A 20,581-nucleotide genomic window follows, 5' to 3' on the forward strand; every position below is an offset into this window, starting at 1 on the left:
ATTATTTGGTTAGTTCACTTTTCCGTTTTGCGCTTTAAACCCATCCCGTATGGCTGCTTCAAGTATGTCAAGGTTAATATCTTTGAGCGTTTTGAACTTAATGCAATATCCCGTTACGCTTGCTTTACCTATTTTATTTCCATACGTTTTGGATAGGTAGGTCTTATCATCGATGCTGAGAATATAGACAGAGATTCCGGTTGTGTTCGCACTGAGACCAATTTGATAAAATTCCCGGGTTTTTCCATCAGTGTATTGCATGGTGTGAAGTCCATATCCGATATTAGGATTAGAAACTGTTTTGCCTTCACTGTTTTTACCATCCAGGAACCATAATTTACATTCCGGCATTATTTCGAGAATGATGCGGTGCAGCTCCTGCATATCGCTGCATTTTGGCTCAGGCTGGCTGGTTATATATTCTGTGATTTGTTCTTGTGTGTTCATGTGGGATTCTGGGTTGTTAAAGACTTGAAGATAATGGGAAAAGTAGTGATGGCCTTGTTAATAGCTGTTTTTTCTCTCATTATGTAAACTGGAACGTAAAATATTGTTTCTTACAATGTCTATGATAAGTTCAAATAGTTGTCCCATTTTTTTGTTTCATATAGTTTAAAAGATCAAGGATGTGCTGTTGGGTATGTCCGTGAAAAATAAGTTGGAAATACCAAAGTCCATCAGCCCAGCTATTGTTTTCAATTCGCCATTTGATTTGTAAAAGGTCCGTGATTATATTGCTCAAGTCGTCAATGACATCACCAATTCCGTTGTCCTTTTGATTGCTAATATCGTTGATGTCAAGGACTGTTTTGTACAAACCAAAATGTTCAAAATTAGTTGCAACATTGTGTCTGATGTCCGGAAGTTGTGATTTGTCAAAGTCTGGATAATTTGCTTCGTCAAATGTGTATTCTATGTCAAAATAAAGCTTGTAAATTTTCACAAGCTGTTGTTCCAGCAATTTTTCTTTGTCATTGACTTTCAAGTTGGGTTGAAGTCCATACTTAATAATTTCGTTTATTGTAGGAATTAACTCTGTCATTGCAATATTGTTGGTGTAAAATATCTGCTAACAGAAAATGGAGCAGATATTAGATATGTATAGGAATTACTAAGAGATAGAAGCTTCATAACGGTATGCATATTAAGGATTTAAATAAAAAGAGAATAAAAGTCCTTTAGATTTCTAAAGGACTTAAGTCTTCAGATAAAATTCGGAATTACCCAAACGCTCTTTTCAGCAAACTCTCCACTTTCGGCTCACTTCCTCTGAAACTTTTATACAGTTCCATCGGATCTTTTGTTCCGCCTGAAGAAAGAAGAACTTTGAATTTGGAAGCTGTTTCAGTATTGAAAATTCCGGTTTCCTTAAAATACTGGAACGCATCTGCATCCAGAACTTCAGCCCATTTGTAAGAATAATAACCAGCAGAATATCCACCCTGGAAAATATGGGAGAAACTAGGACTCATCGCCGTTTCCGGATTGACAGGGTAAAGTGTTGTTGCCTTCGTGTACTTATCCTCAAACGCTTTTACGCTTTCACCTTCCAGTTCTGCTACTTTCGTATGGTAGTTCATATCCAGAAGTCCGAAACCAAGCTGTCTCATCGTTTGGTAACCTTCCATGAAGTTTTTAGACTGCTCGATCTTTTCGATCTTTTCATCCGGAAGCACCTCTCCGGTTTTATAATGTTTGGCAAACGTCTTTAAAAACTCAGGTTCGTAACAGAAATTCTCCAGAAACTGAGAAGGAAGTTCTACAAAATCCCATTTCACAGAAGTTCCGGAAAGACTTGGGTATTGCGTATCCGCCATCATTCCGTGAAGCGCATGCCCGAATTCATGGAATAAAGTGGTCACTTCCTGGAAAGTCAGTAAGCTCGGTGTATCTTTTGTTGGTTTGCTGAAATTACAAACGATAGAAATATGCGGACGGGAATTTTCGCCGTCTTTTTTATACTGATTTTTATAGCTGGTCATCCACGCTCCGGCTCTTTTACCTTTTCTCGGGAAATAATCTACATAGAGCAAAGCTTTGAAGCTTCCATCTTCAGTCTTCCCGATTTCCGTCTCAGACACTTCATACACCTTTACATCCTCATGGTATTTCGGAATATCATTTCTTTCCTCAAAACGAAGTCCAAAAAGTTTTCCGGCCAGCCCGAAAACAGCATCCTGTACCTGATCCAATGGGAAATAAGGCTTTAGTTCTTCATCATTAAAGTCATATTTCTGCTTGCGGAGTTTTTCAGCGTAGAAAGTATGATCATAGCTCTGCAGTTCATCGATTCCGTCTGCTTTAGCCAAAGATTTTAATTCCTCAATTTCCTTGTCTGCATAAGGTTTCGCTTTCGTTAAAAGTTCATTTAAAAAGTCAAAAACTTTCACCGGAGATTTAGCCATTCTTTCTTCCAGAACATAATCTGCATAGTTTTGATAGCCTAATAATTCTGCTTTTTGCTGTTTTAATTGTAGAAGTTCTTTAATCAGTTCTTGATTGTCAAATTCTCCACCATCAAAAGATTTTTTACCACTCGCCAAAGCAATTTCCTTTCTCAGTTCACGGTTTTCAGCATACGTCATAAAGGGAATATAGCTTGGATACTGCAAGGTAACGATCCAACCTTCAAGTTCTCTTTCTTTAGCTTCTTCGGCATATTGGTCAAGGATAGCCTCCGGAATTCCTGCCAGATCTTCTTTATTCGTGATATGTTTGAAATAAGCATTGGTAGATGCTAACACATTCTGTCCGAACTGCAGAGATTTTAAAGAAAGATCCATGTTGATCTTCTGTAGCTTTTCCTTGTCTTCCTCATTCAACAGGGCACCACTTCTTACAAAACCTTTATACGTTTCGTTCAAAAGCATTTGCTGTTCTTCATTCAGGGTATAGTGCTCTTTTTCGTCGTATACTTTTTTGATTTTACTGAAAAGAGCTTCGTTTTGAGAGATCTTTGACGAATATTCGGTTAAAAGTGGAGAAACTTCCTGAGCCAGCTTTTGAATCTCGTCGCTTGTTTCTGCAGAATTTAAATTGAAAAAAATATTGGAAACCACATCCAGCTGTTCTCCTGAGTAAGCCAATACTTCGATGACATTTTCAAAGGTTGGAGCCTCAGAATTGTTAACAATAGCATTAATTTCATCTTCGGATTTTTTGATCAGTTCCTGGAATGCAGGAAGGAAATCTTCATTTTTAATACCGTTGAAAGGTGCTGCGTGATATGGTGTGGTAAATTTCTCTGTTAAAATATTCATTGTTCGATTTTTAGGTAACGTAAATTTAATGATTCATTGGGAATCACAGCTGAAATGCGCAAAAATAATGCCCCAATATCAAGATGTGACAAAAATGCTTTATCTTTAATAATCTTGTCATATGAAAAGAGGCGAGGAGGGTGGAATGACTAATTTTGAAAATAATAAACCACAAAAGACGGAACAATGAGATTGCTCAAGTATTTCAAGCTTTTAGGGTTGAAAAATAAAACAAGTAACTCAAAATATCAAAACTATGAAAACACTCTTAAAAATTCTTGGCGTAATCATCCTTTTAGCTGTAGTATACGCTGTGATTGCAATGCTGGCTTTCAGTAAGAATTACCACTTTGAAAAATCAGTAGTCATCAATGCGCCAAAAGAAAAAGTATGGCAGCATGTAGGTTCATTAAAAGAATACAATGTCTGGGATCCATTTTCCAAAGCTGATAAAGATATTGTGATCACCTATTCCGGAGCCGGAGATAAAGTAGGAGATTCTTACCACTGGAAAGGCAATGACAAAGTAGGAGAGGGCGAGCAATCTATTACAGAAAGTGTACCCAATGAAAAATTAGTAACTAAGCTTCATTTTATCAAACCTTTTGAGAGTGAGGCTAAAGCATCCTTTGTTTTGGCTCCAGAAGGAAACGGGACAAAAGTCACCTGGTCAATAGACTATGAACTGACTACAATAATGAAAATTATGAAACCTATGATGGATATGAATATGAAAAAGGTATTTGATCAGGGGCTGGGAGACCTTAAAAAGCTTTGCGAAAAGTAAAAAAATATAAGCCTTGTAGAAAATGCAAGGCTTTTTTTGTGTCCATTTCTGTAAGAATCAAAAAATTCTGAGTAATCTGTGACATCAGTCGGAAGCCTTTTAAGCAATACAGGTCATCAATATTTCGTCAGAAAAATAGATTTAGAAAATCATTGGTTTGTTTTTATGAAGAACGAAAATATCAATTATTATTTTAAAAAATTATTATCTTTATGTAAAGATTAGATTTATGGAGAAGATCGTATTTGTGAAAAGTGATATAAGAAATTATGTCAAAACAGTTATCTCTGAGAAAATAGAAAAACTTAAAAATTTCATAGAGTTTACCCTGGAAGCAAGTCGTGATATTAAAAAGACCCCAAAGTATGACAGTATGAGAGAGGAGATGCAGGAGGAGATCTACCAGATGCAGCGCCAGCTGGGAGCTTTGAATGATCTTAACCGAAATATGTCCAAGGTTCTGAATAATTCCACAGAAAAGATACAGCTGGGTTCTTTGGTGATCACCAACAAAGCCCGTTTCTATATTTCAGTTTCATTAGGAGAGTTCTTTTTTGAAGGAGACCGTTTTTATGCCATCTCTCCTGAAAGCCCCATGGCTAAAAAGATGATGGGAATGAAATCCGGGGACGCTTTCACCTTGAATAATATCCATCAGGAGATTGTGGAGGTGATTTGATTGTGGAGAAGAGAATAAAGAATAAAGAATAAAGAATAAAGAATAAAGAATAAAGAATTAAGAATTAAGAATTAAGAATTAAGAATTAAGAATTAAGAATTAAGAATTAAGAATTAAGAATTTTACGGTAAACTTAGCAACCAACAACTAAAATACTCATCTACTCTAAAACTCCATTACCCTCAAACTCTCAAACCCAATAACCCCGCAACCCGTACAACCATGACATTTGAAAAATTACGAACCAATAGATTGAATCAATGGGTGATGATTCACCTACGATATTTAATTGGATTTGCATTTTTCCCTTCCGGGCTGACAAAATTAATGGGAAATAGATTTACGGTTCTTTCAACGGATACACCGATAGGGTATTTCTTTGAAGCCATGTATCAGACGGGATTTTACTGGAATTTTTTAGGACTTTCCCAGGTTGTTGCAGGGATTTTACTGATGACACAGCGGTTTGCCCTTCCTGGAGCTCTTATGTTTTTAGCGATATTAAGTAATATATGGATCATTACCATAAGCCTTTCCTTTACCGGAACATGGATCATTACTTCTCTGATGATGATGGCTGTTATCATACTGCTGATCTGGGATCATCATAAACTGCTTCCTATCCTTGGGTATAATCAGACGATGGCCGTAAAAGCTTATCCGGATCCGGGTCGTTCCTGGATCAATGCCGGACTCATTTACACAGTTTGTCTTCTCTTCTTATCATTTCCAGGGTCTGTATCTCAAGGTGTAGAGCGATGGATTTCGAGAGGATTCGTGATGATCATGGTCCTCACATTCGTATTCACTCATTATAAAGTATATAAAAACCGAAGCGCATTGTTGAGAAATCAGGCTTAAATCAATGTAATGCATTCAATTACATATCGTAAATTTGCAGCATGAATAAAGCGGAAATTTTAAAAGAAATCATAGAGCAGAGAAGAAGTATATTCCCGAAAGATTATTCTGAAACTGAAATATCTCAGGAAATTATAAATGAAATACTCCATTCAGCGACATTAGCCCCGAATCATAAACGCACAAAACCATGGCGTTTTAAAATTTTCAAAGGGGAAGAAAAAGCCCGATTAGCTTCAGAAATGCAGGCTATTTACAAGGCTACACAATCCGAGCAGACTTTTTTAGAGAAAAAATATCAGGATATTGGTTTTAAAATCAATAAAGCAAATGCTGTCATTTCTATTACAGTCAACTTCAGTGGTATAGTTCCGGAATGGGAAGAGATCGCTGCCGTTTCTATGGCCGTACAGAATATGTATCTGACCTGTACAGCTAATAATATAGGCTGCTACTGGAGCTCTCCCGGTCTTGTCAACCACCTTAAAGACTCTTTGACCATCGAAGAAAACCAGCAATGTCTGGGGCTTTTCTATATGGGGAAAGTAGATTAATGTACCCATCTAATAATGTAACAATGTAGCATTGGTTCTTAGGTAAGGGAGTCCAAAATACTGTTATATTGCTAGATTGGTAAATTGTTACATTTAATAATTGTCGGATAAAATTTTTTATATATCTTTGCACTCTTAAATATTTAACTGGGACGAGTTCCCATAAAATTCACAACATTATGTCAGTAAAAATCAGATTACAAAGACACGGTAAAAAAGGTAAGCCTTTTTTCCACATCGTGGTTGCAGATTCTAGAGCAAGAAGAGATGGTAGATTCATCGAGAAACTAGGAACTTACAACCCAATTACTAACCCTGCAACTATCGATTTGAACGTTGACGCTGCTGTAAAGTGGTTAAACAACGGTGCTCAGCCAACTGATACTGCAAAAGCAATCCTTTCTTATAAAGGTGCTCTTTACAAAAAACACTTACAAGGTGGAGTTGCTAAAGGTGCTTTTGATGAGGCTGAAGCTGAAAAAAGATTCAGTGCTTGGGTAGAATCTAAAGAACAAAAAGTACAAGGTAAAGTAGAAGGTTTAACTAAAGCTCAAGCTGATTCTAAGAAAGCTGCTTTAGACGCTGAAGCTAAAGTAAACGAAGCTAGAATTGCTGCTGCTGCACAAGTTGAAGCTGATGCTAAAGCTGCTGAAGAAGCTGCTAACGCACCTGCTGAAGAAGTTGTGGAAGCTACAGAAGGAGAAGCTCCTGCTGCTGAAACTGAAGAAAACACTGAAGCTTAATAATAAACCTGTATGCGTAAAGAAGATTGCTATTTACTAGGAAAAATCACACGCAGACATGGCCTTGCGGGAAATGTTATCCTTAAACTGGATACCGATCAACCCGAGCTTTACAATAAATTGGAATCAATATTCGTTGAAATCAACGGATTATTGGTTCCTTTTTTTATTGAAAGATCTGCTTGGAGCAAAAATGATGCTCTTAACCTTGCCTTTAAAAACTCTTCTGAAACACTGGTAGACCAATCTTTAGGGAAAAGTGTTTACTTACCGCTTGCTACACTTCCGAAACTTTCCGGAAAACAGTTTTACTATCATGAGATCATCGGTTTCGATATTCTTGATCAAAATGATAAAGAATGCGGTGTGATAAGATCTGTAAACGACCAGACTGCCCAAAACTATTTCGTTACCAATCTTGATGGAAAAGAAGTAGTGATTCCTATCATCAAAGACTGGATCCTTGAAGTGGACAGAGAAGAAAGGTTTATTAAAATGCAACTTCCGGAAGGACTTATCGATGTTTTTTTAGTGTCCTCTAAAAAAGACGAATAATCTGGTTTTTCAGATAATAGATCTGAAATTTCCCCTCTTTCATATTACTTACTAAGAAATATTTTCCCGTTTTGGTCTTTATAGGATCAGAAGCGACTATTTTGGTATGGTCTTTTTTTGTAGAAACCATTTTATTTCCAATTTTTACATTATAATAATACATATAAACCGGATTATATCCGAAAGAAGCCACAAAGTGATTCCCGGTACTGAACCATTGGTTTCCGGAAACAATTTTATCCTTTACTTTGAACGACACCATATCTCTGTATTCTTTGCGGATTTCCAATAAAAAAAAATGAGTGACTATTGCTAATCACTCATCCTATATCATTCATTACTCATTATTTATTATGAATAGCTGGCAGCAGATATTCCTCAACGATCTTATCAGATTGTAAATGAGCATAAGGTTTGTTGTAAGCTTTTGCTGTAATAACGATTACAACAGGAATTTCTGTAAAAATAATAATTTTATTCCCTCCATTTCCACTGGATTGATATGCTTCAAAATTTTGATGTCCTACTTTATAGACTTTCCTCCAGAATAAATAGCCATATCCTTCAAAATCCGGATTGTCTGTGAAGTAATTGGTGAGAGATTTCTTTACCCAATTTTTGTCAATAATATTTTGACCATTCCACACTCCGTTATTTTTATACAGCTGTCCGAATTTTGCAAAATCCAGTGTTCTCATGCGAAGTCCACCAGCCAGAGATGGCTTCTGCTGTGGCGTAAATTGCCATTTGTAGTTCGTGATTCCAAGAGGTTGAAATAACTTTTTTCCGGCATAGTTTTGCAAACCTTTAGGAACTTTTTTATCTAAAATATCTCCTGTCAGTACGACACCGGCAGTGAAATAGCTCCAGTTTTTTCCAGGTTTGTTTTCGGTGGTCGGTAAATCCAGGATGAACTTCACCCAATTTTCTGTAGGATACATATTTTCTTCATTTCCCGGAGATTCTTCATCTGAATCATTTCCATCAAAGCCTGAACTCATGGTCAACAGGCTTTTTATAGTAACACTGTCTTTATGAGAAGAATAATTTTTGAACGGCTTCAGATCATAGAATTCTTTCAGCATCAGGTTTTCATTTTTAACATATCCATCTTTAATGGCGATACCCATCAGAGCTGAGGCAAAGGATTTACCAACTGAACGCGTATCCTGCAATGAATCTCTTCCGGACTGACTGAAATATTCCTCCAGAAGAAGCTTTTCATTTTTGATGACCACAATACTGGTGATATCTCTGAACCTGTTCTCTGCAATTTTGGTATTTAAAAGCCTGATTTTTTCCTGATCCAATTTTTCATCAGACACTTTCCATCCGCTGTCTGGCTGTATCTTTTGAATGGCAATCTGCTGCTCCGAAATGCTTTTATGAGGAACCTTTAACTGAATTTCACCCGTTGCAATTGTATTTCCAACCTTTAACGATGACGTTTTCAGGTAAGGTTTGATTTCAATTTTTAAAAGATGACTCCCTTCTTCCAGTGCATCAATTCCACCATTACCCAGATAAAATCTCATCCACATATATTTTCCCCACGAATCCTCATTTTTTGAACTTAATAATGGAATTCTTAAAGTGGTTTTCTTCTTTTTATCTTCCGGTAGTCCTGCTCCGGTATTTAAATTTTCAGTATAAATTAATTTTCCGTCCACATAGAAATTGAATTGATAATTTCCTTTTTTCAGCAATTCATCAGAGGACAAAGACGGATCGATCTGATGTAAATAATTGACCAGAGAATTGTCCATAAAAACACGAATGTCGAGATCTTTATCCTCCTGAAAGACCATCATTTTGAGAAAATCCGATTCTTTTATTTGATCTGGAGCAATAACTTTATCCAGGAAAATAATCCTGTTGATGTATTTTTTATGAATAGGTTGTAGGATAACATCAGGTTCTGCAACATTTTTTGACTGACCTGAAGAAAGTCCAAAACTAAGAAGCAAAACAAACACTAGAATAGATTTCATTGTAATATTTTATCTGAGCAAAAATAGGAACTACTCTTCACAAAAAATAGAATGAAATTAACATTATTATTTCTTCAGAAGGTTTTTGTACTGCAAAGGAGTAATACCCGTATTTTCTTTGAACGACCGGATGAAGTGACTTTGATCTGCAAAACCACATTCCAGGGCTACTTCGGCCAAAGATGGGTAAGTATTAAGAAGTGTTAAAGATTTATTGATCTTCAGTTTTCTGATATACGCTCCCAAACTGCAGTGAAAATGTTTCTGAAAGTCCCGGCTTAGATGGACCGGATGAATGTCTATTGTTTTAGAAAGATCTGTCAGGTTCAGTTTTTCTGTGAAATTTTCATGCAGTATTTCATCAATCTTACGCACCCAACCTGGTTTTTTATCGGAGTGTTCAACCTTATCTGATAATTCACTGAAAATATTGAGTAAAAGCTCATGAACAGATAGCTCAAAAGAAGAATCATTTAATTTTGTTTCTCTGAAAATCTTATACATCAACAATTTTAAAGCTGGATTTTTCAAATTAAAGCTTCCTTCAATACTGTCTTTTGAAATTTGAAATTTCTCAAACCAGTTTTCAGTCACTTCAAGATGAAATCCTCTCGTAAATACATCCGGTTTGATGTTGTAATGAGCATCTTCCCAGTGGTGATAGAGTAGTGTTCCTGCCGGACAGTCATAGATTTCTTTTTTGTTCCCTTCCTTCATATTTCCCTGTAGCAGAAAAGTAAAATAAGCATTTTCATGATAATGCCAGTCGACGAAAGGGTACGTGTATTCCGTATCCGTAATGGTCAATCCATCAAAACGAAGCGTTTCATTAGTCTGTCCAAAAAATTCACCATTATGGAGGTTTTTCATACTATAGTTTTTGTTTTAAATTTTCAATCTGTTCGTACATTTTATTGAAAAATATTTTTCTATCTCTATTTCCGGACGTGTTCAGAGATTTTGAATTTTTAATCTGATGTTCAAAATAATTTATTGCTTCGTTACAGGTTTTAGCATCATTGATCAGAATATAACCAAACATATTCACAGGTATAGCAAAAAGGGATTGGTGAGGATGATGAAAAAAGATGTCGTTGGAAAGATGCATCAACTCATTTTCATACAGGTGAAATTTTGGATTGTTTTCTGTTTTTTGTTCAATATACTCTATAAGTTCTTTGAGCTCTTCCAGAATAATCTGGCCCTCATTTTTTTGTAAAAGTCCCGTTTCATAATAAAATAAGATCTGTTGCAAAATACTGGAAATGGTCCTGTCATTCCATAATTCTACGATATTTTGCGCTTCATACTTTTTCTTGAGTTCCTGAGTGTTTGATTCAAAATAAGGAGGCGAAAACTTCAGAAAAGGAATAAAAACCTGCTTCGCATTAAGCAGATTCATCCAGACATAAATTTTAAAACGTGAAAGCAATGTATCTGAAAGTGTATAAAAAAACGGAATGTCCTTGGCGGAATAATAAATGGTCATCTCATCAGAAAGGGGCAGATTTTCAAAAATGTTGAGATTATTCTGAAAAAAAGACTGTAAATCTTCTGTTTCGTTCACCACTGAAGTTTTCTGAACCACAAGCTGCTGGTCTGAGGTTATAAATTGATTGAGAGAAATCTGATAATATTTGGCCAGTTCCAAAGCCTCTTCAAAACTGAACTTTGCTTTCAGAGACGTTCTTCTGTGTGATGCATCATAACTTATATTCAGAATATTGGCAATCTCATCATTCAAAGATTTATCACCAATTTTTCTGCGAATTTCCTTAAGTAAAAGTTCCTGATACATGTTTTTGTGATTTTCACAAATGTACTTCTTTATTTTAATTTTTTTTCGCATTCAGATTGATGTTTTTCACAGATACTTTTGAAGTATAATTTTAAAACAATGAGTTATGAAAATAAATTTTATGATCATGATCTCCCTCTTTGCAGGAAGTATGGTCAGTGCTCAGGACAGTTTAAATACGATATCAGGTAAGCCAAAGTTTATTGCTTTTTCACCTTCGAAGGCAACTAAAAACGTGAATGGAATGCTTATTAAATATTATGATGAGATTGATCAGGAAATACAACCTAAGAAAGTCAATGGGGTCGGGTTGGGGTTTAATGGCTTAGGGATTTTCTTTCCGGTTTTGTTTCTTGTCAATATTACATCCATCAACAATTGGGGCATTAATGATATTGGGTCAGAACCTTTACCCGATAAAATGAATACAATTAACGGGATGCAGCTCTCTATCGTCAATATGGAGCCTACAGTTACCAATGGACTCGAATTGAGTTTATCCAGCAATATAAGCGCGCCTTCGGTGATCAACGGAGTTGCCGTTTCGCCACTGTACAATTTTCATCATACCACAAAAGGAGTTGCCGTTTCCACTTTTGCGAATGTAAGTCAAAAGTGCAGAGGTATTCAAGTGGCTTTGATTAATGTGTGTAAAGATTCAAGGGGAATACAGATTGGCTTTTGGAATAAAAATGAAAAAAGAAAAATGCCTTTAATCAACTGGAATTTTAAAAATAAAAAGTTATGAAAAAGTTACCATATCTGCTTATCGCAATCAGATTTATCTTTGCTCCAATCATTTTGTTATTAGCGTATTTCAAAGGTACAGAATCAAAATTTTTAATTTTAGGATTCATGTATTTCGGATTATTAACCGATATCTTCGATGGAATCATAGCTCGAAAGGTGGGCGTTTCATCAGAAAAATTAAGAAGACTAGATAGTCAGACCGATTTGATTTTTTGGCTTTCGTTGGGATTTGCGTCCTATTTCCTGAATCCTGAATTAATTAAAAATGAATGGCGGGGAATTCTTTTAATCTTTGTCATGGAAGCACTTTGCTACATCGTCAGTATCTGGAAATTCGGGAAAGAAACCTGCACTCATGCTTTTCTGTCAAAAATGTGGGGCTTGAGTCTGCTGATTGCTTTTACGTATTTAATAGGTTTTCAGCAAGCAGGCTGGGCATTTTATCTTACGGTTGTACTGGGATTTGTATCTCATATCGACGTAATTTTAATTGTCTTGCTGCTTCCAAAATGGCAATACGACATCCCAAGTTCCTATCACGCCTGGAAAATCAGAAACGGAAAAGAGAGGAAAAAAACAGTATTCTTTAATTAAAGTAAGGAAGTTCGGAGATGGAAGAAGGAAGTCATTGAGGCCGAAAAGAGCAATGCCAGTCTTATTTTAAACGCTGCTTCATCAAATTTTACCACAACTGTCAGAAATTATAAGCCCAATATTAATTTCCAGGCTCCCTCTTCCAACTTCCTGCCCCTTAAATCTACCCAAATAATATTTACAGCATAGTTTTAGATTGTATATTTTGATAAATGATTTTTTAAAAAGACAGCGTAATCATCAAGTTGCGCTGTTTTTTTGTAACTTTGCAGACGTTAATTTTTAAACGAAAATTTATAATCAACAAATGAAAAAGCAGACGATTAAAGAAATCCTACAGGATTACAAGAAAGTATTACATCATGACATTACTGTTTACGGATGGGTAAGAGCATTCCGTTCAAACCGCTTTATTGCCCTTAATGATGGATCTACGATTAATAATTTGCAAATAGTTGTTGATTTCGAAAATTTTGATGAAGAAATCATCAAGAAAATCAGTACAGCTTCTTCTCTTAAAGTAGTGGGAGAAGTGGTAGAAAGCCAGGGAGCTGGCCAGACGGTTGAAATTATTGCTAAAAAGATCATTATTTTAGGGGATAACTTCACAGAAGAACTTCAAAACACCATTCTTCAGCCTAAAAAACACAGTTTAGAGAAGCTTCGTGAGCAAGCGCATTTAAGATTCAGAACCAATGTATTTGGAGCTGTTTTCAGAGTACGTCACGCCGTGAGCTTTGCCGTACATGCATTCTTTAACCAAAACCAGTTCTTCTATATCAATACACCCATTATTACAGGTGCAGATGCAGAAGGTGCAGGTGAAATGTTCGGAGTAACAAACTTTGACCTGAACAATATGCCAAGAACTGAAGACGGTGAGATTGATTTTGCACAGGATTTCTTCGGTAAAAAAACCAACCTGACAGTTTCCGGACAGCTTGAAGGAGAAACTGCAGCTATGGGATTAGGTAGAATCTATACCTTCGGACCCACTTTCCGTGCAGAAAACTCAAACACCACAAGACACCTTGCAGAATTCTGGATGATAGAGCCGGAAGTAGCATTCAACAACCTTGAAGACAATATCGACCTTGCGGAAGATTTCTTAAAATATGTGATCCAGTACGTTCTTGACAACTGTAAAGATGATCTTGAATTCCTGGACAAACGTTTTGAAGAAGAACAGAAAGGAAAACCTGAAAAAGACAGAGCAAAAGAAGGGCTTATCGAAAAGCTTCAGAATGTAGTGGCTAAACGTTTCAAACGTGTGAGCTATACAGAAGCTATTGAGATCCTGCTGAACTCAAAAGAAAATAAAAAAGGAAAATTCCAGTATCCGGTGGAAAGCTGGGGAACGGATCTTCAGTCTGAACATGAAAGATACCTGGTTGAAAAGCACTTTGAAAGCCCGGTGGTATTGTTCGACTATCCAAAAGAGATCAAAGCTTTTTATATGAAACTGAACGATGATAATAAGACTGTTGCAGCAATGGACGTTCTTTTCCCAGGTATTGGGGAGATCATCGGAGGATCTGAAAGAGAAGCAAGACTTGATGTTTTAAAACAGAAAATGGAAGATATGCATGTAGATGCAGAAGAACTTTGGTGGTACCTTGATACCCGAAAATTCGGTTCTGTGCCGCATGCGGGCTTCGGTTTAGGGTTGGAAAGACTGGTTCTTTTCGTAACAGGAATGACCAATATCAGAGATGTGATTCCTTTCCCTAGAACGCCGAAAAGCGCTGAATTCTAGATCAATAAAAAAAGCCTTAATGTAAAAATTAAGGCTTTTTTATTTTCTAATAGTTTATTATGTTAATAAGTATAATGCAAAAATCATGCTAAATGTATTTTTTGTCGAATTAATTTATTAAATTCGTAGAATATGTTATGTTAAAACACAAAGACTAATATGCTTAAACAACACTTACAAATCAAGTTAGGACAGAAGCTGGCACCTCAGCAGATCCAGCTGATGAAGCTTATTCAGCTTCACACCCTGGAATTCGAAGAGGAGCTGGAAAGAGAGCTAGAAGAGAATCCTGCTTTGGAAATTGTAAAGGAAGATCCTAAGGAAGACGATTTTTCTTCTCTTGAAGATGCTTATCAGGATGAAGGGACAGCAAGTATTGAAACAGATTTTGATGTCAACGATTATATCTACGATGACGAACCCAACTATAAAACGGCATCCAGCAACTATTCTCCGGACGATGAAGAATTTGATAACGAAAGTCTTCTGACAGAAGGACAGTCTTTATATGACTATCTTCTGGAGCAGATCCGTTTGATCAATATCAGTGATGAGGATGAGAAAATCGCAGAATATGTGATCGGAAATCTTGATACGGACGGATATTTAAGAAGAGAGATCAAAGCGATTGTAGATGATCTTGCTTTCTCGCAGGGAATTTATACCACCAAGGAAAAAGTAGATGATATCTTAGAGAATTATATCCAAAAACTTGATCCGCCTGGGGTAGGAGCACGAGGCCTTCAGGAATGCTTGCTGCTTCAGATCGAAAAGAAAGTAAGCTCTGATAAAGCAGTTTCTCTGGCTGCCAATATCCTAAGATATCAGTTCGATGCCCTTACCAATAAACATTACAATAAGATCATCCAGAAGTATGATATTGAAGAAGAGGATCTTAAAGATGCGTTGGACGAAATCTCAAAACTTTCTCCAAAAGTAGGCGGGAACTTTGATACACAGACGATCACCATCAACCAGGAAATTATTCCGGATTTTGTGATCCAGGTGAAAGACGGAATGGTCATCCCAATGCTTAACAGCAAAAATGCACCAACTTTAAGAGTGTCTGAAGAATATAAGGATATTTTGACCACCTATTCTCACGATAAAAACTCTTCGGAGCATAAACAGGCTGCCTTGTTTATCAAACAGAAATTAGACGCTGCAAAATGGTATATCGATGCTATCAACCAGCGCCAGAATACCCTGTTGCAGACCATCACGGCTATTGTGAAATTTCAGAAAGAATATTTCATTACAGGTGATGAAAAATCACTGAGACCAATGATTCTGAAAGACATTGCAGATATCACCGGATTTGATATTTCTACCATTTCAAGAGTAGTAAAAAGTAAATATGCTGATACATCGAACGGAATCCTCTATCTGAAAGACTTGTTCTCAGACAGTCTGACCAATGATGATGGAGAAGAAGTTTCTACCAAAGAAATCAAAATGCATCTTCAGGAAGTGATCAGTAAGGAGAATAAGAGAAAACCTCTTACAGATGATGCTCTGGTAGTCATCCTGAAAGAACAGGGCTACAATATTGCCAGAAGAACGATCGCTAAATACCGTGAACAACTTAATATTCCGGTTGCCAGATTAAGAAAAGAACTTTAGTAAGCTACCTATAAATAAGTAAAAGCCCGGAAATACCGGGCTTTTCTTTGTTTTTAAATTGAAAATCTCTGTGGTAACTTTTTAGATACGTTGTTTTGCTTTATCCAGTTCGAGTTCTTTAATAGAAATCTCACGCATTTCCACTTTTCGTATTTTCCCGGAGATGGTCATGGGGAATTCGTCCACAAATTTCCAGTATTTCGGAACTTTATAATGCGCAATTCTTCCTTTACAGTACTCCAGAAGTTCTGCTTCTGTTATATCAAAGCCTTTTCGGACTTTTACCCAGGCCATCACTTCTTCCCCATATTTTTCACTTGGAATCCCGATAATTTGTACATCAAGAATATTGACATACGTGTACAAAAAGTCCTCGATCTCTTTAGGTGAGATATTTTCACCACCACGGATGATCAGGTCTTTTATTCGTCCCGAAATCGTAATATAACCTTCATCGTCCATTACGGCCATATCTCCGGTATGCATCCATCGGGCGTCGTCCAGTACCTTTTTTGTGTTTTCGGGATCATTCCAGTATTTCAGCATTACAGAATAGCCTCTTGTACAGAGTTCACCGTGCTCGCCACGTTCTACCGTCTTTCCGTTTTCGTCAATGATCTTTATTTCAAGATGATCCTGAACGGTTCCTACAGTACTGACCTGCTTTTCCAAAGGTGTCCCGATCAGGGTCTGGGTAGAAACAGGAGAGGTTTCAGTCATTCCGTAACAAATGCTCATTTCTTTAATATTCATGAGGTTTTCCACCTTTTTCATGATCTCCGGAGGACAGACGGATCCTGCCATGACCCCGGTTCTTAAATTTGAAAAATCATAGGTGTCAAAATCCTTAACCGCCAGTTCAGCGATAAACATGGTGGGAACTCCGTATAAAGAGGTACATTTTTCATCTGAAACCGTTTTCAGTGTAATATCCGGATCAAAGCTGTCATTAGGAATTACCATGCATGCCCCGTGAGCGGTGCAGCATATATTACCGATTACCATTCCAAAACAGTGATAAAACGGAACAGGAATACAAACGCGGTCTTTCTGTGAATATTTTAAACGCATCCCTATAGAATATCCGTTATTTAAAATATTGTGATGGGAGAGAGTGACACCTTTTGGAAAACCCGTCGTTCCGGAAGTATACTGAATGTTCACAGCATCATCAAACTGCACATGTTCCTCAAAACTGTGAAGCGTGTCATCTGAAATATCCTGCCCTTTATTTAAAAAATTTTCCCAGTTATCATCAAAGAAAATTTCATTTTCCAGACTGGGGCAGACTTCCTTAGCATACTCTACCATTTCCTTATAATTGCTTGTTTTAAAGCTTAAGGAAGAAAAAATAAAACGAATTCCCGATTGGTTGATGACGTAAGTAAGTTCATGAGTTCTGTAAGCAGGATTGATATTAACCAAAATGGTTCCTATCCGGGCTGTAGCATATTGAAGGAGTACCCATTCATAGCGGTTTGAAGACCAGATTCCGATTCTGTCTCCAGCTTTTGCTCCTAAAAATATTAAAGCTTTTGCAACAGCTGTGGTCTGATTATAAAACTCCTGGTATGTAGCTCTGTAGTTCTGATGAACGCAGACTAAAGCTTCCTGATTAGGGTATTTTTCAACAGTCTTTTTAAGATTTCCTCCGATCGTTTGTCCCAATAATGGAACAGAGGAAGCTCCATAGACATAAGATAATGGCATAGTTTAAGATTTGGTGGAATAAAATTAATGAAAAATCTTTAACTGATGCCTGTTTATGCTAATTTTCCTGAGATTCTATGTCTTTAAGCTGTTTTAAATTTCTGTCGAGTTTTCGGATAATAATTCCGTACACAAGTCTGTAATAAAGCCAGATCAAAAGTACACATAATACCGTACTGACAACGATTCCGATAATTACGATAATCAGGTTGGAGTTGTCGGGCTGTACATTTTGGGAGTTTAATACATAAAAGATGAATGCAGTAAATACAAAGGTAAAGGCAATCAGAAGGGCAATACTGATCAGGATAAAAGCGTTGACGGTCTTTTTGAATTTAATGATTCTTATAATGAGACCTTTCAGGTTTTCTTCGATCTTTATTTTGCGGTAATTCTGATAAAATTTAAGTACGAAATAGGCCGTAATAAGCAGACTTAAAATTTTTATAGCTAAATAAGCATGATCAAAATTGGTTTCTATTTCAGGGGCCTTCTGGGCGCCAAGTTTTTCCAATATTTTACGGAAACTGTCCGACTCTTCATCCTGAAAGAAATAAAATAATCCAAGAACGGAAAAGAATAAAAATTCTGCAACGCTGATCCAGAAAATGTACTTCACATAATTGCGTGATTTTCTGTTCAGCATCTGAAGGATTTCAGTGCTGTCGTATTTCGGTTGAACAGGTTGTTCCTGCCATGTTTTCTTAAAGCTGTCTAAATCAAAATCAGGCATATTTTTCCATCTGTTCTTTAAGGGTTTTCTTTAATCTGTTCATTTTCACACGGGCATTGACCTCGGTGATTCCAAGGTTTTCTGCAATATCCTTATAGGGCAGGTCGTCAAGATACATCATTACAATCGCTCTTTCTACGTTGGGTAGGGTTTTGATCACGGTATACAGAAGCGAGATCTGCTGCTGCTTATCGTCGTCATCCTCCACAAAATCTCTATGGTTGATGTCCAACTCATTCGTAGGAAGGCTTTTGCTTTTTTTTCTGAAAAGAGTAATGGCTGTATTAAGGGCTACGCGGTACATCCACGTAGAAATTTTAGAGTTCCCTTTAAAAGAATCGTAGCTTCTCCAGAGCTGCAGTACGATCTCCTGAAACAGGTCCTCTTCATCTTCAAGAGAATTGGTATACAGACGCGAAACTTTAATAATCAGGCCCTGATTATCTTTAATAAGCTGCGCAAATTCTTTTTCTCTGGAAGTCATAGATATATAATGGCACGAAGATAATAATAATGCAGTGATTTGTTGATATGATGACAGGATAATTTAATGATTTGAATAGGTGATGTTGATTTATTAATAGAGTAATTTAAATCCTTGCATCATCACATCGCCAAATAATATGTATCTTTGCAACCGCGAGAAAATCGGCTTGTTGATTCCTGTTTCGGCAGGGGTAGGAAAGTCCGGACACCATAGAGCAGCAAAGCGGATAACATCCGTCACCCGTGAGGGTAGGACAAGTGCAACAGAAAGCAAGTACAGTTCGGCTGTAGTGAAACCAGGTAAACTCTTTGCGGTGCAATGATAAGTATATCGGTTCTTTTCAGCAATGGAAATTAGGGGCGGCTCGTCCTGAAAGCCGAGGGGTAATCAGCTCAAGTTTTGCAGCAATGTAAGACGCAGATAAATAACAGGCACTTCTCAGGAAGAACAAAATCCGGCTTATAGATTTTCTCGTGATTTTTATGTACGTTACAAAACTGTTTATAAAAAAATAAAAGCGGAGACCAAGTCTCCGCTTTTATTATGGATAGATGCTAAATATTGATTAATTGGCTGTAAATTAATGGTTTAAGTTGAAGTTACTCGTTATTAAGTGTTTTTTTAGCTTCATCAAGCTCTGATCTTTCCTTTTCACTCAGCTGCGGATACTTAAGATTCATCTTTTCAAGCGTATCAATAATGATCTGTACAGCAGCTACTCTTGCAAACCATTTATTGTCTGCTGGAAGGACGTACCAGGGCGCGTGATCCTTTGCTGTTTCATTGATGGCTGTTTCATAAGCTTCCATGTATTTGGGAAACAATGCTCTTTCCGGAAGATCAGCAGCAGAGAATTTCCAGTTTTTCTCCTGTTCCTCGATTCTGTCAAGCAATCTTTTCTTTTGCTCGTCCTTAGAGACATTTAAAAATATTTTTACAATGGTGGTTCCGTTTTGGGAAAGGTGCTGTTCAAAATTTCTGATGCTTTCATACCTGTTTTCCCAGAATTTATCATTGAAATCCTTTACAGAAGACCATGTTTTCTCGCTGAGGTTGTATTCGGGATGAACTTTACATACCAGAACACTTTCATAATGAGATCGGTTGAAGATGCCGATCATTCCTTTCTGTGGAAGAGCCAGGTAATGTCTCCAAAGAAAATCGTGGGAATATTCTTTCGAACTTGGTGTTTTAAAGCTCGTAACATTGCAGCCCTGTGGATTTACACCTCCGAAAACATGTTCTATCAGACTGTCTTTTCCTGCTGCATCCATCGCCTGAAGAATCACAAGCAGAGATTGACTGCCGTCAGCATATAGTTTTTCCTGCAGGTCACGGAGTTTTTCTTTTTCTTGTATCAATAGCTGTCCGCCTTCTTCTTTGGTCAGCTTTCCTTTATATTCTGTTGAAGTTTTTTTTATTGAAAATTTTCCTTTTACCAGGAAATCGTCTGAGAAATTGGTGTCCATATTTTTTTTAATATTAAATGATTGAATAATTTATTGAGAGATTAGAGAATTAGGAGGATTTTTAACTAATATCTAACTTCTAATCTCTAAAATCTTATTTAAATGTAATAAAAAAACCGTCTCCAATGAAGACGGTTCTTTTATTTTTTGAATATGTCTAGTCCTGAAATATCGATACACAAAAAAAGAATCGTTATGGAAGAACATTTAGAAACCCGGTACGTCAAGCGT

21 protein-coding genes and 1 other RNA gene are annotated in these 20,581 nt (G+C 36.8%); 11 read left to right on the top strand and 11 right to left on the bottom strand.

What is annotated here, in order from left to right; translation table 11 throughout:
• Positions 1-9: 9 nt before the first annotated feature.
• The 3 genes from NZD88_RS09575 to NZD88_RS09585 all read right to left on the bottom strand — a co-directional run bounded on the left by NZD88_RS09575 (position 10) and on the right by NZD88_RS09585 (position 3,260).
• A complete protein-coding gene (locus NZD88_RS09575) occupies positions 10-447 on the bottom strand; it encodes a DUF1801 domain-containing protein (RefSeq protein WP_259828901.1) in 438 nt (145 codons plus the stop codon).
• Between the two features lie 130 nt (positions 448-577).
• Positions 578-1,042, bottom strand: coding sequence for a DUF5063 domain-containing protein (locus NZD88_RS09580; RefSeq protein WP_259828902.1), 465 nt, complete (start codon positions 1,040-1,042; stop codon positions 578-580).
• A gap of 178 nt (positions 1,043-1,220) precedes the next feature.
• Positions 1,221-3,260 (bottom strand): M3 family metallopeptidase, encoded by a 2,040-nt coding sequence (locus tag NZD88_RS09585; RefSeq protein WP_259828904.1) that lies wholly within the window; start codon positions 3,258-3,260, stop codon positions 1,221-1,223.
• A gap of 256 nt (positions 3,261-3,516) precedes the next feature.
• On the opposite strand from NZD88_RS09585, the gene NZD88_RS09590 reads away from it, so the two are divergent.
• From NZD88_RS09590 to rimM, 6 genes are all read left to right on the top strand, one after another.
• Complete coding sequence (locus tag NZD88_RS09590) at positions 3,517-4,047, top strand: SRPBCC family protein (protein ID WP_259828906.1); 531 nt, start codon at positions 3,517-3,519, stop codon at positions 4,045-4,047.
• A 229-nt stretch (positions 4,048-4,276) separates the two neighbouring features.
• Positions 4,277-4,726 carry a hypothetical protein gene (locus tag NZD88_RS09595; protein ID WP_169234933.1) on the top strand — a complete coding sequence of 150 codons (450 nt, stop codon included), beginning with the start codon at positions 4,277-4,279 and terminating at the stop codon, positions 4,724-4,726.
• A 267-nt stretch (positions 4,727-4,993) separates the two neighbouring features.
• On the top strand, positions 4,994-5,587 hold the full coding sequence (locus NZD88_RS09600; protein ID WP_259828907.1) for a DoxX family membrane protein: 594 nt from the start codon (positions 4,994-4,996) through the stop codon (positions 5,585-5,587).
• 41 nt (positions 5,588-5,628) lie between these two features.
• Positions 5,629-6,141, top strand: coding sequence for a nitroreductase family protein (locus NZD88_RS09605; protein ID WP_259828909.1), 513 nt, complete (start codon positions 5,629-5,631; stop codon positions 6,139-6,141).
• Between the two features lie 179 nt (positions 6,142-6,320).
• On the top strand, positions 6,321-6,884 hold the full coding sequence (locus NZD88_RS09610; RefSeq protein WP_169234936.1) for a 30S ribosomal protein S16: 564 nt from the start codon (positions 6,321-6,323) through the stop codon (positions 6,882-6,884).
• 12 nt (positions 6,885-6,896) lie between these two features.
• Entirely contained in the window at positions 6,897-7,439 is a 543-nt protein-coding gene (gene rimM / locus NZD88_RS09615; protein WP_259828912.1) for a ribosome maturation factor RimM, read from the top strand.
• Here rimM and NZD88_RS09620 read toward each other — a convergent pair.
• The 4 genes from NZD88_RS09620 to NZD88_RS09635 all read right to left on the bottom strand — a co-directional run bounded on the left by NZD88_RS09620 (position 7,423) and on the right by NZD88_RS09635 (position 11,228).
• Complete coding sequence (locus NZD88_RS09620; protein ID WP_259828914.1) at positions 7,423-7,728, bottom strand: hypothetical protein; 306 nt, start codon at positions 7,726-7,728, stop codon at positions 7,423-7,425. The two genes, rimM and NZD88_RS09620, sit on opposite strands and share 17 nt — an antisense overlap.
• Positions 7,729-7,783: 55 nt before the next feature.
• Complete coding sequence (locus NZD88_RS09625; protein ID WP_259828915.1) at positions 7,784-9,430, bottom strand: serine hydrolase domain-containing protein; 1,647 nt, start codon at positions 9,428-9,430, stop codon at positions 7,784-7,786.
• A gap of 66 nt (positions 9,431-9,496) precedes the next feature.
• A complete protein-coding gene (locus NZD88_RS09630; RefSeq protein ID WP_259828916.1) occupies positions 9,497-10,300 on the bottom strand; it encodes a helix-turn-helix transcriptional regulator in 804 nt (267 codons plus the stop codon).
• 1 nt (position 10,301) lies between these two features.
• Positions 10,302-11,228, bottom strand: coding sequence for an XRE family transcriptional regulator (locus NZD88_RS09635; protein ID WP_259828918.1), 927 nt, complete (start codon positions 11,226-11,228; stop codon positions 10,302-10,304).
• Between the two features lie 106 nt (positions 11,229-11,334).
• Between NZD88_RS09635 and NZD88_RS09640 the strand changes: the two genes are divergently transcribed.
• The 4 genes from NZD88_RS09640 to rpoN all read left to right on the top strand — a co-directional run bounded on the left by NZD88_RS09640 (position 11,335) and on the right by rpoN (position 15,951).
• Positions 11,335-11,976 carry an LA_2272 family surface repeat-containing protein gene (locus NZD88_RS09640; protein WP_259828920.1) on the top strand — a complete coding sequence of 214 codons (642 nt, stop codon included), beginning with the start codon at positions 11,335-11,337 and terminating at the stop codon, positions 11,974-11,976.
• Positions 11,973-12,572: a CDP-alcohol phosphatidyltransferase family protein gene (locus tag NZD88_RS09645; protein ID WP_259828921.1), complete on the top strand. Its 600-nt coding sequence runs from the start codon at positions 11,973-11,975 to the stop codon at positions 12,570-12,572. Before NZD88_RS09640 ends, NZD88_RS09645 begins: the two co-directional genes overlap by 4 nt.
• Positions 12,573-12,879: 307 nt before the next feature.
• The gene (gene asnS / locus NZD88_RS09650; RefSeq protein ID WP_169234943.1) at positions 12,880-14,328 is read left to right on the top strand and encodes an asparagine--tRNA ligase; all 1,449 of its coding nucleotides are present in this window, start codon (positions 12,880-12,882) and stop codon (positions 14,326-14,328) included.
• Positions 14,329-14,487: 159 nt separating this feature from the next.
• Positions 14,488-15,951, top strand: a complete 1,464-nt coding sequence (gene rpoN / locus NZD88_RS09655) for an RNA polymerase factor sigma-54 (protein ID WP_259828924.1) — start codon at positions 14,488-14,490, stop codon at positions 15,949-15,951.
• An 81-nt stretch (positions 15,952-16,032) separates the two neighbouring features.
• Here rpoN and NZD88_RS09660 read toward each other — a convergent pair whose 3' ends face one another.
• Genes NZD88_RS09660 through NZD88_RS09670 form a run of 3 tightly spaced genes read right to left on the bottom strand, consistent with a single transcriptional unit; the run spans position 16,033 to position 18,878 of the window.
• Positions 16,033-17,661, bottom strand: a complete 1,629-nt coding sequence (locus tag NZD88_RS09660) for an AMP-binding protein (protein WP_259828925.1) — start codon at positions 17,659-17,661, stop codon at positions 16,033-16,035.
• A 58-nt stretch (positions 17,662-17,719) separates the two neighbouring features.
• Positions 17,720-18,394 carry a beta-carotene 15,15'-monooxygenase gene (locus tag NZD88_RS09665; protein WP_169234946.1) on the bottom strand — a complete coding sequence of 225 codons (675 nt, stop codon included), beginning with the start codon at positions 18,392-18,394 and terminating at the stop codon, positions 17,720-17,722.
• Positions 18,387-18,878 carry an RNA polymerase sigma factor gene (locus tag NZD88_RS09670; protein WP_034729370.1) on the bottom strand — a complete coding sequence of 164 codons (492 nt, stop codon included), beginning with the start codon at positions 18,876-18,878 and terminating at the stop codon, positions 18,387-18,389. Before NZD88_RS09670 ends, NZD88_RS09665 begins: the two co-directional genes overlap by 8 nt.
• 156 nt (positions 18,879-19,034) lie before the next feature.
• On the opposite strand from NZD88_RS09670, the gene rnpB reads away from it, so the two are divergent.
• An RNA gene (rnpB, locus tag NZD88_RS09675) (RNase P RNA component class A) lies at positions 19,035-19,359 on the top strand.
• A 121-nt stretch (positions 19,360-19,480) separates the two neighbouring features.
• Here rnpB and NZD88_RS09680 read toward each other — a convergent pair.
• Entirely contained in the window at positions 19,481-20,350 is an 870-nt protein-coding gene (locus NZD88_RS09680) for a polyphosphate kinase 2 family protein (protein ID WP_259828927.1), read from the bottom strand.
• Positions 20,351-20,581: the final 231 nt, after the last annotated feature.

The sequence above is a fragment of the Chryseobacterium pyrolae genome (genome assembly GCF_025153485.1).
Lineage (GTDB): Bacteria > Bacteroidota > Bacteroidia > Flavobacteriales > Weeksellaceae > Chryseobacterium > Chryseobacterium antibioticum.